The sequence below is a fragment of the Microbacterium sp. CGR1 genome, assembly GCF_001266755.1.
Taxonomy (GTDB): Bacteria; Actinomycetota; Actinomycetes; order Actinomycetales; family Microbacteriaceae; genus Microbacterium.
In genome coordinates this window covers 800,218-812,696 of sequence record NZ_CP012299.1, presented here as the reverse complement: position 1 = coordinate 812,696, position 12,479 = coordinate 800,218, and the positions used below count along the sequence as shown (strand labels likewise).

Genomic DNA, 12,479 nt, shown 5'->3' with positions numbered 1-12,479 from the left:
TCGAGGTGACAGACGTTCGCTATGTGGCCATCGGAGATTCCTTCACCGAGGGAGTGGGTGATGTGCTGCCCGACGGCCGCGAGCGAGGCTGGGCCGATCTCGTGGCTCAGGGGTGGGCCGATGCCGCCGGCCATTCGATCAGCTATGCCAACCTCGCCATCCGCGGCAAGCTGGCTTGGCCGATCGTCGAGCAGCAGCTGGAGCCGGCGCTCGCGCTGCGCGCGACCCACCTGTCGTTCAACGGCGGAGGCAACGACATGCTGCGGCCGCGGACCCACCTCGAGCACATCGCTGACGCGTTCAGCCGGGTCCTGCGCCGCTGCGACGAAGAAGGCGTCACTCTGATCCTCCTCTCCGGAGCGAATCCGAGCGGCCAGCTCCCGATGGGATCGCTCGTGCAGCGGCGAGGCGACCAGCTCTCGGATGCCGTGCTTCGACGCGTCGAAGGGCGCGACGATGTCGTGCGCGCATTGAACTGGCCCGACCGCGAGTTGGCAGATGCGAAGTACTGGTCCGAGGACCGCCTGCACATGAACGCCGCCGGTCACCACCGAGTCGCCGCACGGGTGCTGCAGGGGCTGGGCTACGAGCCTCCGTCGACCTGGTGGTCACCGACAGCCCTCACCGCGGGTGGCCCCGCGGGGCTCGCCTACTATCGAGAGTTCGTCGGCCCGTGGGTCAGGCGACGCGTCACGCGCACCTCGTCCGGTGACGGACGTGCCGCGAAGTACCCCGACTGGGTCGAGAGGGTGCCGCAGGCGTGACCGATATCGAGATGCGACCGATCCGGGGCGGGTCGGTCACACTGCATGATGCGCGCCGAAAGGTGGAACGCACCGTCAGTCTCGAGGATTTCGAGATCGGCGTCTTCCCGATCACCGAGGAGCAGCTGGCGGAGATCCTTCCGATCTCCTCACGCCATCCCCGTCGACCGGCCGCGGACCTGAGCTGGTTGCGCGCGATCCACTTCTGCAATGCCGCATCGGAGTGGGAGGGATTCGACCCGGTCTACCGATTCGACGGCGAGGACGTCACGTGGGACGTGACCGCAGACGGCTATCGTCTCCCGACTGAAGCCGAATGGGAGTACGCGTGCCGGGCAGGGTCGACGGGGCCGCACTATGCACCTCTCGCCGAGGCCGCGTGGACGAGTGCCGACGGTGTGTCGGCTCCCCAGGAGGTCGGCGGCAAGCTGCCCAACCTCAACGGGCTGTTCGACATGCTCGGCAACGTGTGGGAGTGGTGCTGGGATCTGCTGGATCCCGCGCGATACGACGACTATCGCGTGTTCCGCGGGGGCGGCTTCGCAGACGATTCGTGGAGCGTCCGCGCCTCGGTGCGTCGCGGGGGAGGACCCCGCATGCACCATGAGGACGTCGGGCTTCGAGTCGCGCGCGGCGCGTATGAGACTCCGGGAGAAGCTCAGGGGTGGTCGACGCGCGCCGACCAAGAGAGAGCAGCGTTCGACGGCCCGGTGCCGTTCGGCTGGACGCCGTTGCGGCGCCCGGGGCGCTGAATCGCTCGAGGCCGTCTCATCGCGACATGGGCCTGATCATGTACCGGCTCGGTCCCTCCGGCTCGGAGAAGCCCAACTTCGCGTAGAGGCCGTCCGCATCGCTGGTGGCGAGCATGATGCGCTTCACGGTCGAGGTCTCCTGCAGATCATCGACGATGCCCTGCACGAGCATCCTTCCGATTCCGATTCCGAGTCCTCGTTCGAGAAGGTGAAGCTCGGGGGCATGAGCACCATCCGCGGATTCCTCAGCGTCGCCGCTCAGGATCCAGCCCCATCCGGATGCGGGTGCGCTTGCGTTCGATCACGATGAAGGTGACACCGAGGATCCACAGCGGGATGGGCATGAGGAACGCCACTCGGAACGCCTCCAGCGAGTAGGTCTCCGGCGTCCCCGCGCCCTGCAGGTCGAGTGCGAGACCGATGAGGAAGATCGCGATGAGAGCGGCGATGAAGCCACCGGCATTCGTCACTCCTGTGGCCGTGCTGAGACGATGCGAGGGGTTGTGCGTGCGCGCGTGGTCGAAGGCGATCATGCTCGCCGGGCCTCCCGTCGCGAGCGCCACGGCGAGGACGTAGAGCAGCCAGAGCGGAGCCGGTTCGGGCAGGGCGAGGACGGCGACCCATGCGACGACCTGCACCCCGACGGCCGGAAGGACGAGTGCGAGCGAACGCTGATTCGGCAGCCGACGCGAGAGGTCTCCGATGATGGGGCCCAGTGCCATTCCGGCGATCACATACACCGAGATGATGCCCGCAGCATGCGCCGTGTCCAGCCCCTGCGCTGCGGTCAGGAAGGGCATTCCCCAGAGGAGGATGAACGCCGTGCCCGCGAAAGGTGTCGTGAAGTGCGACCAGAACGCGAGGCGGGTGCCGGGGTGCGCCCACGCGGCGCGGATGCCGACACCGGTGTCGATCGCCGACGTGACGACGCGGATGACACCCGTGTCGGTGTTGACCGTCACGTCGGCCCCACGCTCCGCCGGGTGATTGCGGATGACGAGCGCGACGAGAATGGTGAACAGCACGCCGAGCCCCGCGATGCTGCCGAAGGTGATCGTCCACGTCGTCGCGTGCAGGAGTGCGGCGAGGGGCACGAGTGCGATCAACTGTCCCGCCTGCCCGATGATGCCGGTGAACTGGACCATGATCGGCCCGCGCTGCGCAGGGAACCAGGTCGCCACGAGCCGCAGCACGGCCGGGAAGATCGCCGCGTCGCCGGCGCCGAGCAGGATGCGCGCGAAGATCGCGATGCCGATGCCGGGGGAGAGTGCCATGGTGAGCTGACCTGCAGCCATGAGCAGCATGCCGATCGTCATGATCGGGCGCGAGCCGAAACGGTCGAGCAGGATGCCGATCGGAATCTGCATTCCGCCGTAGACGGCGAGTTGGACCACGGCGAACAGCGCGAGGGTCGACGCGTCGGCCTGGAATCGATCCGCGGCCTCCACCCCGACGGCGCCGAGGGAGGTGCGGTTCGTGATCGCCAGGACGTACGCCGCGACGCCGACACCCCAGATGAGCCAGGCTCTCCATCCCGGGGCGGTCACGGGGGAGCGGGGAACCTGATGCACTCCTCCCACGGTACTCCTGGTCGCGACCTCCCCTGTCGCGCGGCCCGCCCTCTCGGTTGTCTGGCGCATGTCGGATGCTGTCGCTAGCGTGGCCGCATGACACCCGCACCCGTGCACCACGCCATCAACTACGTCGAACTCGTCGTCAATGATCTCGAGACGGCGAAGCGCTTCTACCGCGACGCCTTCGGATGGGTCTTCGTCGACTACGGTCCCGCCTATGCAGGGATCGCCTCGCCCACAGGCGACGGATCCGAGGTCGGCGGGCTGCTCCTCTCCGATCAGGGGCGCCCGCCCGGTGGCCCTCTCGTGCTGTTGTACTCCGACGATCTGGATGCCACCCAGGTGGCGATCACCGAGGCCGGCGGTGCGGTCGTGCAAGGTCCGTACGAGTTCCCCGGCGGCCGCCGCCTGCACTTCCTCGACCCCAGCGGCAACGAGCTCGGCGTCTGGTCCTCACGCTGAGGGCAGAATGAACCTGTGACCGAACAGCCTGATCTCGACACACTCATACGCCCCGAGCGCGCCTCTGTCCGCATCCGGCGGACGAACCTGCACGGTTCCGACGCGGTTGCGGTGACCCATCTCGTGCGGACGTACCTCCTACAGACCGAGGACGAGAAGCGGGAGCACGGGATCGCAGTGCCATCCCCGCCCGGCACGCTGCCGCCGCATTACAGGCAGGAGGCTGATGACCCCGCTCTGGCGTACGCCGGGTGCGTTGTGCTCATCGCAGAGCTGGACGATCAGCCCGTGGGAGTGGTCGTCATCCGGCCGGTCGCCGGAGAAGCAGAGGTCAAGAGGTTCTGGACGGATCCGAGCGTGCGGGGACGAGGCGTCGGCGGTGCTCTGCTCGATGCCGCCCTGGAGGTCGCGGGTTCCCCTGTCCGGCTGTCCGTCTGGCATTGGTGTGATGCGGCGATCCGTCTGTATGAATCCCGGGACTTCCTGCGTGTCGAATCCTGGGAGGATCGCGAGGCCCTCGTGTGCATGGTGCGACAGCGCGACACTTTGCCCTCGCGCTAACCGTCGAGGTGCAGAATACTTTGCTCCATGGCTAACCATGACGACGTGAACGGAGTGTTCCTCGCGCTCGCGGACCCGACGCGGCGGGAAGTGATCCGGATTCTCGGATCGGGTCCGGCGAGCGTGGGGGAGTTGGCGAAGTCGTTCGCGATCACGCTGCCCTCTTTCATGAAGCACGTGCGCACGCTGGAGGGGAATGGTCTCATCCGCACGACCAAGCGCGGACGCGTGCGCACCTGCAGCCTCGACCGCGATCGACTCGCCACCGTGGGGGACTGGCTCGACGCTCAGCGCCGAATCTGGGATTCCCGTACCGATCGACTCGAAGTGGTCGCTGCAGGACTGGAGGAGCGCCGATGATCGACACGCTGGCGGCCGAGAACCCCGAGGCCCCGTGACGAACACATCCGGCCGAGCGGGCGCAAGACCCCTTCCTGGTCGCCTGCGGACGGCGCGCCTGATCCTTCGGCCGCAGACCGCCACCGACGCGACCGTCTTCCACACGCTCTGGACCGAGCGGGATGAGCGCGTGCCGGCGCACCGGAAGCTGGACCCAGCCGGACACCCTACGGCGTCCGACATCGCCGCGCACATCACCGATCCGGCCTCGGAGCGATCGAGCCTGCTCACAGTGGAGGACGCGGTGTCAGGGGAGGTTTACGGATACTGCGGGCTCGTCTTCGACGCGAACGGCAACGATGAGGAGCCCGAGGTAGCGTTCGAGATCCTCCAGGCCGTGCACAATCGCGGATATGCCACGGAGGCCGCGACGGCGGTCCTGCGGTGGGCTGCCGAAGCGGGCTATCGCCGTGCGTGGGCGGGAGTCTGGGAGTGGAACGTGAGTTCGCGTCGCGTGCTCGACAAGCTGGGGTTCGTGGATTCGGGCCGATCGGGCCGCGTCAGCGAGCACGGTCGCACCCTCATCACGGTCCGCGACCTCGGGACCGAGCACACCCCGATCGAACGCACCGAGCTCGTCGAGCATCAGGATCTTTCCACATCGCAGTTGTCAGCGCTCGGCAAACTCTTCGACTCCGAGTACCGCGTGACGCACGGCGCCTGGAATCCTGACCGCCCGTACGGGTATTCGCCGGCGCATGTTCATGTGATGCTGTCGATCGGCCGGATCGTGATCGCGCATGTCGGCTTTCAGCGACGCACGATCAGTGCAGGCGGCCACGAGATCGTCGTCGCCGGAACCGGGGGAGTCCTCGTGCATTCCGACTGGCGCGGCAGTGGGGTCGGGCGACGGGTGATGGCGCGTGCCCAGCAGGCGATGCGGAACGACGCGCTGGTCGACTTCGGATACCTCGGATGCCGTGAGGCGGTCGTGCCTTTCTATGAGAGCACCGGCTGGAGGCGGATCCGCGCGCTAGAACGTCACATATCGATCGCCGACGGTTCCGACGCGACCGAGCCCCTCGGAGCTCCCATACTCATCTACGACGCATCTGACTCGCGATGGCCGCCGGGGGGCGTCGATCTGAGGGGTACGCCCTGGTGACGCTCAGGCCTCCGGGAGAGGGCGCTTCTCCCTCGACCTGACATAATGTGCATTATCGGCTATTACCCGTTTCGATGGCCACCGCTGCGCCGTCGTCCAGAACGCCGCGGGACGGCCGGTGTCATTCGAGGTCGTATCCGGGTGGATACTCGATCTCCAGCGGCTGACTCGTCGGAGACTCGATAGAACGGGTGCGCTGTCGCAGTCGCTCGACGAGTTCGGGATCCTCGATCTCCGGACCCTCGCCAGCGGCCTCCTTGGACACGATCTGGCTCGCTGGACCGATGAGGAACTTCGCGACTGCTGTGCCGCCGTCGTTCTCCCGCACCGGGATCTCGACGATCTCGGCACGCTCATCGTCTCCCAGTGCTCGGCTGTAAGCCAGCAGCGCATCGGCGATCGCATCTCCAGTGAGGTACTCATCTCCGGCGTAGATGATCTTCTGCATGCTGCTTTTCTAGAGGATGTCGCCGTCGACAAGATCTCCCTTGATCCGCGACTCGTCATTTGCTACGAGAACGATGCGAGCGCATCGCTAGGCTCTAGGCGTGAACGGTAGCAACATCGACATCGATTGGACGGTCGCCCGCGACGCCAATCAGGACAACTGGAACGATCGCGTCCCGCTGCATGAGGTCGCCTACGGTCTCGACGCGTTCGACGATCCTTCGCATCTCAGCGACGTCGTCAGTGCCGATCTCCCGGTGCTTCGCCGATTCCTGCCCGACGGCAGAATCACGGGACTCGACCTGTGCCATCTGCAATGCCATATCGGTACCGACTCCGTCTCGCTGGCCCGTGCGGGAGCGACCGTCACCGGCGTCGACTTCTCGGCGCCGGCCCTTGCTGCGGCCGAAGCGCTGGCCGAGCGCACGGGGGTTTCGGCGACATGGATCGAGACGGACGTCCTCGACGCACGCGCAGCCGTGACGGGTGACTTCGATGTCGTCTACACGAGCATCGGCACGATCACCTGGTTGGACGACCTCGACCGCTGGGCCGCTCAGATCGTCGGCCTGCTGCGTCCGGGAGGCACGTTCTTCATCCGCGACGGACATCCTGCTCTGTACGCGCTCGACGAAGATGCGCCGACGCTCGTGACCCGCTACCCGTATTTCGGTGACGGCCGGGCGCAGCGATGGGACGACGAATCGACCTACGCCGGAGACGGCAAGGTCGCGCACCCGCGCACGTACGAATGGCCGCACCCGCTCTCGGAGATCCTGGGGTCGCTGTTGAAAGCGGGCCTTCGTCTTCTGCACTTCGACGAGGGGCGAACACTCCCCTGGCGGTTCAGTCCTCGGATGGTCGAGGTCCCCGGCGGGTATGCCTGGCCTGAAACGGAACGGAACCTTCTCCCCTGCACGTACACCGTGGTCGCACGCAAGGACTGATCGCTCGTCGCGAAGGTTCGTACTCATCTGGCGACACGGCTCGTGACATGGCGCCAGCCGCCCGCTCTACGCGCCGACGTACTCTGCCAGATGCTCGCCCGTGACCGTCGATCGCGCAGCCACGAGTTCTGCGGGGCTTCCCTCGAAGACGATGCGGCCGCCATCGTGGCCCGCGCCGGGACCGACGTCGATGATCCAGTCGGCGTGCGCCATCACAGCCTGGTGATGCTCGATCACGATCACGGTCTTTCCGGATTCGACGAGTCGATCGAGCAGTCCGAGGATGTTCTGGACGTCAGCGAGGTGGAGCCCCGTGGTCGGCTCGTCGAGCACGTAGGTGTCGCCCTTCTCCCCCATCTGGATGGCCAGCTTGATGCGCTGGCGTTCGCCTCCGGACAGAGTGGACAGCGGCTGTCCCAGCGACAGGTAACCGAGGCCCACATCTTCGAGGCGTCCGAGGATCGTCGCTGCCGCCGGCAGCTTCGCCTCCCCCTCCGAGAAGAACACCCGTGCCTCGGCGACCGGGAGATCCAAGACCTGGGTGATGTCCTTGCCCGCCAGCTTGTACTCGAGGACGGCAGCCTGGAAGCGCTTGCCGCCGCAGTCCTCGCAGGGTGTCTCTATCGTGTCCATGAACCCGAGTTCGGTGATGATGACACCGGCGCCCTTGCAGGTCGGGCAGGCACCCTCGGAGTTCGCGCTGAACAGGGCCGGCTTGACGCCGTTGGCTTTGGCGAAAGCTTTGCGGATCGGTTCGAGCATGCCCGTGTAGGTGGCGGGATTGCTGCGCCGTGATCCCTTGATCGCGCCCTGGTCAATCGCCACGACCCCCTCGCGCTTCGACACGGACCCGTGGATCAGGGAGCTCTTGCCGGAACCCGCGACCCCGGTCACGACGGTGAGGATCCCGGTGGGGATGTCGACATCGACGTTCTGCAGGTTGTTGGCCGAGGCGCCTCGGATCTCGATCGCGCCGGTGGCACTGCGCACCGAATCCTTCAGCGCGGCTCGATCGTCGAGGTGGGCGCCGGTGCGGGTTCCGCTGGCCTTCAATCCCTCGATGGTCCCCTCGAAGCAGATCTCACCACCGGCGCTTCCTGCGCCGGGACCGAGGTCCACCACGTGGTCTCCGATGGCGATGGTCTCCGGCTTGTGCTCCACCACCAGCACGGTGTTGCCCTTGTCGCGCAGGCGCAGCAGGAGGGTGTTCATCCGCTGGATGTCATGCGGGTGGAGGCCGATGGTCGGCTCGTCGAACACGTACGTCACATCGGTGAGAGACGAGCCGAGGTGACGCAGCATCTTGATGCGCTGCGCCTCTCCCCCGGACAGCGTCCCAGATGGACGCTCGAGGCTGAGGTATCCCAGGCCGAGCGTGACGAACGCGTCGAGGTTCGCGCTCAGCGCCTCGAGCAGGGGCGCCGCCCCGGGGAGCTCCAGGCCTCTCACCCACTCGGCGAGATCGGTCACCTGCATGCGGCAGGCATCGGCGATGCTGATGCCGTCGATCTTGGAGGACCTCGCTCCTTCGGTGAGGCGGGTGCCATCGCACTCCGGGCATGTCGCGAACGTCGCCACGCGTTCGACGAAGGCGCGGATGTGCGGCTGCAGCGCGTCGAGGTCTTTCGAGAGCATCGACTTCGTGATCTTGGGGATCAACCCCTCGTACGTCATGTTGATGCCCGAGATCTTGACCTTGGTGACCTCGCCGTAGAGGAAGAGCTGTCGCTGCTTCTCGGTGAACTCCGAGACCGGCTTGTCGGCGGGATAGAAGCCCGATGCGGAGAAGCCCTTCACCATCCAGCCGTCCGCCGTGTAGCCGGGAACCATGATTGCTCCCTCGTCGAGAGACTTCGACTCGTCGACGATCTGCGCGAGGTCGAGATCCGACACCGCTCCCCTGCCCTCGCATCGAGGGCACATGCCGCCGAGGTAGATGGCGTCCTTGACGATCTTCTTCTCGCCGCCCGGCCCCGTCATCACTCCGCTGGCCTTCTGAGTCGGGATGTTGAACGAGAACGCCGTCGGGCCTCCGATGTAGGGGTCACCGAGCTTGCTGAAGAGGATGCGCAGCATGGCGTTCGCATCGGTGACCGTTCCGACGGTGGATCGCGGATTCGCGCCGAGACGCTCCTGATCGACGATGATCGAGGTCGTGAGTCCCTCGAGCACGTCGACGTCCGGACGCGGGACCGACGGCATGAAGCCCTGGACGAACGCGCTGTACGTCTCGTCGATCATGCGCCGTGACTCGGCGGCGATCGTGTCGAAGACCAGCGAGCTCTTGCCGGATCCGGAGACGCCGGTGAACACGGTGAGGCGACGCTTGGGAATGTCGACGCTCACCTCTTTGAGGTTGTTCTCGCGCGCACCCTGTACGCGGATGATGTCGTGGCCGTCAGCGGGGTGCGTCGTCATGGTGATCCTCGAGTAGTGACCGGGGTCAGCCGGCCTGGTTGATTCGGAGCAGGTTGCCTGCGGGGTCTCGGAAGGCGCAGTCGCGCACGCCGTAGGGCTGATCCATGGGCTCCTGCACCACATCGGCGCCGTTGTCGACAAGTCGCTCGAACACCGCGTCGAGATCGTCGCTCGCGAGAGTCAGCGCGCCGTAGCTGCCCTTCGCGATGAGTTCGAGGATCGTCTGGCGCTCGGCGTCCGTGATCCCGGGATCGGTTGCCGGTGGGTGCAGCACGATCGATGTCTCCGGCTGCCCCGCGGGACCGACCGTGAGCCACCGCAGGCCGTCGTAGCCGACGTCGTTGCGCACCTCGAAGCCGAGGGCGTCACGGTAGAAGCCGAGAGCCGCATCGGCATCGGTGTGCGGAAGGAATGCGTAGTGGATGCTGATGTTCATGAGACTCACGTTAGGTGCGCGCCCGTGCGCGGCGCTTCTTGATTCCTGATCGGTCGGATGACGTGCTTCGCCTGGAACGTCGGAATGCCGTCGACGTCGGCGGCGCGCTCACGATACACGCGGGGTGGGACACCGACCAGTTCCGTGAATCGAGTGCTGAACGTGCCCAGCGATGAGCATCCGACTTCGAAGCACACCTCGGTGACGCTGAGGTCGCCGCGGCGCAGCAGAGCCATGGCACGCTCGATCCGCCGCGTCATCAGATAGGAGTAGGGCGACTCGCCGTAGGTCTCCTTGAAGCGCCTGCTGAGATGCCCGGCCGACATGTGTGCTCCGCGGGCGAGCGCCTCCACATCGAGAGGTGTGGCGTACTCGCGGTCGATCCGATCCCGCACCTTGCGCATCACGACGAGTTCGCGGAGCCGCGCGTCATCGTCCGAGGTCACCCCCTGATTTTGCCATGACCGCGCGTGACGGAGTGTGAACGTCGGCGACATATCGATATCGGGTTCCCCCATCCGTCACCGGACAGCGCTACTCTGTCAGCATCCCTCACAGGATTTTCTCAGAAAGGGTCCCCACCATGACTGATTCCCTCGCTTCCGAAGCGAAATCGCTGTTCAAGTCCATTCGAGTCGTCCTGGCCGTCTCCGGTGTCATCGCACTGATCGCGGGCATCGTCCTGCTCGTCTGGCCCGCCAAGTCCGCCGTCATCGTGACGGGCATCTTCGCCACCTACCTCGTGATCGCGGGCCTCGTCTACATCGGGCTCGGCATCTTCTCCCGCGTGAAGGGCGGGTGGGCTCGAGTCGGCCACATCGTGCTGGGCCTCGTGTACATCGTGGCCGGCGTCATCGCGTTCGCGAACCTCGGCGTGGCCGCTGCAACTCTCGCGCTCGTCGTCGTCATCTTCATCGGCATCAGCTGGATCGTCGACGGAGTGGTGGCGTTGTCGCTTCTCGGAAAGGACGGCTCGCGAGTCTGGACGCTGCTCTACGCTCTGCTCAGCATCATCGCCGGTATCGTCGTCCTCTTCTCGCCCCTGTACGCGGCAGCCGTGCTCTGGCTGGTGCTCGGCATCTCGCTCGTCGTCCTCGGGATCGTGCAGATCGTGCGCGCGATCACACTGGGCAAGGACGCGAAGGAGTTCGTGGCATCGGCGAAGGCCGACTCCGCGCTCTGATCCTCCCCGTAACGCGAAGAGCCCCGTCCACGCGGACGGGGCTCTTTCGGTGGTATCAGCCGCTCACTCCGCGGCGAATGCGCTCACATCGCCGACGAGACGCGTGTTGTCGGCGGGGACAGCGTCGATTGCCGCGCGAGCGACCTCCGCGGCGAACTCCGACACGTTGTAGAGCTTGCCGGCGGATTCGCGCCGCTCCGCGATCGCTCCGGGGTTGGCGCGCTCGAGCAGAGTCGCGGTGATCGTGCCTTCGATCATGTCTCCGGACACCACGGTGAAGCCGATGCCCTTCTCTGCGAGGCCGGGGATCCGCTCGCGGAGCGCGTCTTCTCCGGCGCGCTTCGACAGGGCGACGGGCTCGTACTCCGGCATGGTCGGGGTGGTGCGGATGAAGTGCGCCTGGTGGCTCGTGACGAAGACGACCCGCGCGCCGTCGCCGAGCAGCGGAACAGCCGCATCGAGGACGTTCAGCTGCGCGTCGCGGTTGAGGGCCAGGGCGTAGTCCTCGGCCATTCCCGATTCCATGCCGCCGGAGGCATTGAGGACGAGGACGTCGAGGCGTCCGAACTCGGCCTTCACCGCATCGAACATCTCGCCGACGGACGCGGGATCGGTCAGGTCGGCACCGACGACCAGCACGCGGCGGCCCAGCTCGCGCAGCTGCCCGGCGAGCTTCTCTGCACGTGGGGCCTTGTTGCGGAAGTTGATCACCACGTCGGCGCCGGCCTCGGCGAGGTAGCGCACGGTGTCCGCCCCGATGCCTCGAGACGAGCCGGTGACGAGGGCGACCTTGCCCTCGAGAGAACCTGCGGGAAGAACGTCGGTCACAGTGACTCCTCTGATGCGTGATTCGCCGTGATGACACGGCGCTTTCAGACTATCAAGCCGGCCCCGTCCAGCCGGGACCGCGCTCGACCTGCGTGATAGGTTGACCGCAAAGGAGGCCGCATGGACAACTTCGCGACATTCGTTCAGTTCATCGACCAATGGGCATGGATCGGTTGGCTGATCCTGATCGCCATCTTCCTCGTGATCGAGATGCTGACTCTCGACTTCACCTTCCTGATGCTGAGCTTCGGCAGCGTCGTCGGGCTCGTCACGGACTTCCTCGGCATTCCGGTCTGGGTACAGGTGCTGATAGCCGCCGCGGCGGCCGCGCTCTTCATCCTGTTCCTGCGTCCGCCGCTGATCAAACGCCTGCATCGGGGCGAGGACCCGACCAAGTCCAACGTCGACGCGCTTCTCGATCTCCGAGGCATCGCGCTGCAGGACATCACCCAGATCTCCGGCCAGGTGAAGCTGAGCAACGGCGACACCTGGACCGCCCGCACCGCCGGAGCCGTGCCGATCCCGCAAGGATCACCGATCGCCGTCATGACGATCAACGGCGCGACCGCGACCGTCCGTCCCGTCAACGACTAGGAGAGTCTC

16 protein-coding genes are annotated in these 12,479 nt (G+C 66.2%); 9 read left to right on the top strand and 7 right to left on the bottom strand.

From position 1 onward, the window contains the following. Positions 1-5 precede the first annotated feature (5 nt). Positions 6-764: an SGNH/GDSL hydrolase family protein gene (locus tag AKG07_RS03830; protein WP_053096081.1), complete on the top strand. Its 759-nt coding sequence runs from the start codon at positions 6-8 to the stop codon at positions 762-764. A gap of 11 nt (positions 765-775) precedes the next feature. After that, complete coding sequence (locus AKG07_RS03825; protein WP_053099112.1) at positions 776-1,516, top strand: formylglycine-generating enzyme family protein; 741 nt, start codon at positions 776-778, stop codon at positions 1,514-1,516. Positions 1,517-1,532: 16 nt separating this feature from the next. Here AKG07_RS03825 and AKG07_RS17805 read toward each other — a convergent pair whose 3' ends face one another. Further along, entirely contained in the window at positions 1,533-1,682 is a 150-nt protein-coding gene (locus AKG07_RS17805; protein ID WP_171821916.1) for a hypothetical protein, read from the bottom strand. Positions 1,683-1,761: 79 nt separating this feature from the next. Next, positions 1,762-3,087: an MFS transporter gene (locus AKG07_RS03820; RefSeq protein WP_053096080.1), complete on the bottom strand. Its 1,326-nt coding sequence runs from the start codon at positions 3,085-3,087 to the stop codon at positions 1,762-1,764. Positions 3,088-3,183: 96 nt separating this feature from the next. Between AKG07_RS03820 and AKG07_RS03815 the strand changes: the two genes are divergently transcribed. Genes AKG07_RS03815 through AKG07_RS17420 form a run of 4 tightly spaced genes read left to right on the top strand, consistent with a single transcriptional unit; the run spans position 3,184 to position 5,617 of the window. Continuing rightward, positions 3,184-3,552 (top strand): VOC family protein, encoded by a 369-nt coding sequence (locus tag AKG07_RS03815; RefSeq protein ID WP_053096079.1) that lies wholly within the window; start codon positions 3,184-3,186, stop codon positions 3,550-3,552. Between the two features lie 15 nt (positions 3,553-3,567). Continuing rightward, on the top strand, positions 3,568-4,113 hold the full coding sequence (locus AKG07_RS03810) for a GNAT family N-acetyltransferase (protein ID WP_233277319.1): 546 nt from the start codon (positions 3,568-3,570) through the stop codon (positions 4,111-4,113). 27 nt (positions 4,114-4,140) lie between these two features. Further along, a complete protein-coding gene (locus AKG07_RS03805) occupies positions 4,141-4,473 on the top strand; it encodes an ArsR/SmtB family transcription factor (protein ID WP_053096078.1) in 333 nt (110 codons plus the stop codon). Between the two features lie 34 nt (positions 4,474-4,507). Next, positions 4,508-5,617 (top strand): GNAT family N-acetyltransferase, encoded by a 1,110-nt coding sequence (locus tag AKG07_RS17420; RefSeq protein ID WP_082297810.1) that lies wholly within the window; start codon positions 4,508-4,510, stop codon positions 5,615-5,617. Between the two features lie 121 nt (positions 5,618-5,738). Here AKG07_RS17420 and AKG07_RS03795 read toward each other — a convergent pair whose 3' ends face one another. After that, the gene (locus tag AKG07_RS03795; protein ID WP_053096077.1) at positions 5,739-6,065 is read right to left on the bottom strand and encodes a hypothetical protein; all 327 of its coding nucleotides are present in this window, start codon (positions 6,063-6,065) and stop codon (positions 5,739-5,741) included. 100 nt (positions 6,066-6,165) lie between these two features. Here AKG07_RS03795 and AKG07_RS03790 point away from each other — a divergent pair, with 100 nt between their 5' ends. Further along, on the top strand, positions 6,166-7,011 hold the full coding sequence (locus AKG07_RS03790; protein ID WP_053096076.1) for a class I SAM-dependent methyltransferase: 846 nt from the start codon (positions 6,166-6,168) through the stop codon (positions 7,009-7,011). Between the two features lie 66 nt (positions 7,012-7,077). On the opposite strand, the gene AKG07_RS03785 is transcribed toward AKG07_RS03790, so the two are convergent. From AKG07_RS03785 to AKG07_RS03775, 3 genes are read right to left on the bottom strand one after another with little or no spacing between them, the layout of a single operon-like run. Beyond that, entirely contained in the window at positions 7,078-9,429 is a 2,352-nt protein-coding gene (locus tag AKG07_RS03785) for an ATP-binding cassette domain-containing protein (protein ID WP_053096075.1), read from the bottom strand. Between the two features lie 25 nt (positions 9,430-9,454). After that, positions 9,455-9,865, bottom strand: coding sequence for a VOC family protein (locus AKG07_RS03780; protein WP_053099110.1), 411 nt, complete (start codon positions 9,863-9,865; stop codon positions 9,455-9,457). A gap of 5 nt (positions 9,866-9,870) precedes the next feature. After that, on the bottom strand, positions 9,871-10,269 hold the full coding sequence (locus AKG07_RS03775) for a helix-turn-helix transcriptional regulator (protein WP_232224559.1): 399 nt from the start codon (positions 10,267-10,269) through the stop codon (positions 9,871-9,873). Between the two features lie 179 nt (positions 10,270-10,448). On the opposite strand from AKG07_RS03775, the gene AKG07_RS03770 reads away from it, so the two are divergent. Beyond that, the gene (locus tag AKG07_RS03770) at positions 10,449-11,048 is read left to right on the top strand and encodes an HdeD family acid-resistance protein (RefSeq protein WP_053096073.1); all 600 of its coding nucleotides are present in this window, start codon (positions 10,449-10,451) and stop codon (positions 11,046-11,048) included. A gap of 63 nt (positions 11,049-11,111) precedes the next feature. Here AKG07_RS03770 and AKG07_RS03765 read toward each other — a convergent pair whose 3' ends face one another. Continuing rightward, entirely contained in the window at positions 11,112-11,876 is a 765-nt protein-coding gene (locus AKG07_RS03765; protein ID WP_053096072.1) for an SDR family oxidoreductase, read from the bottom strand. A gap of 120 nt (positions 11,877-11,996) precedes the next feature. Between AKG07_RS03765 and AKG07_RS03760 the strand changes: the two genes are divergently transcribed. Next, on the top strand, positions 11,997-12,470 hold the full coding sequence (locus AKG07_RS03760; protein ID WP_053096071.1) for an NfeD family protein: 474 nt from the start codon (positions 11,997-11,999) through the stop codon (positions 12,468-12,470). Positions 12,471-12,479: the final 9 nt, after the last annotated feature.

What these genes read in the sequence shown, in the direction of transcription:
- AKG07_RS03825 (WP_053099112.1), top strand. Translation starts at nt 776, where the DNA reads ATGCGACCGATCCGGGGCGGGTCGGTCACACTGCATGATGCGCGCCGA.
- AKG07_RS03815 (WP_053096079.1), top strand. Translation starts at nt 3,184, where the DNA reads ATGACACCCGCACCCGTGCACCACGCCATCAACTACGTCGAACTCGTC.
- AKG07_RS03805 (WP_053096078.1), top strand. Translation starts at nt 4,141, where the DNA reads ATGGCTAACCATGACGACGTGAACGGAGTGTTCCTCGCGCTCGCGGAC.
- AKG07_RS03795 (WP_053096077.1), bottom strand. Translation starts at nt 6,065, where the DNA reads ATGCAGAAGATCATCTACGCCGGAGATGAGTACCTCACTGGAGATGCG.
- AKG07_RS03785 (WP_053096075.1), bottom strand. Translation starts at nt 9,429, where the DNA reads ATGACGACGCACCCCGCTGACGGCCACGACATCATCCGCGTACAGGGT.
- AKG07_RS03780 (WP_053099110.1), bottom strand. Translation starts at nt 9,865, where the DNA reads ATGAACATCAGCATCCACTACGCATTCCTTCCGCACACCGATGCCGAT.
- AKG07_RS03775 (WP_232224559.1), bottom strand. Translation starts at nt 10,269, where the DNA reads ATGCGCAAGGTGCGGGATCGGATCGACCGCGAGTACGCCACACCTCTC.
- AKG07_RS03770 (WP_053096073.1), top strand. Translation starts at nt 10,449, where the DNA reads ATGACTGATTCCCTCGCTTCCGAAGCGAAATCGCTGTTCAAGTCCATT.
- AKG07_RS03760 (WP_053096071.1), top strand. Translation starts at nt 11,997, where the DNA reads ATGGACAACTTCGCGACATTCGTTCAGTTCATCGACCAATGGGCATGG.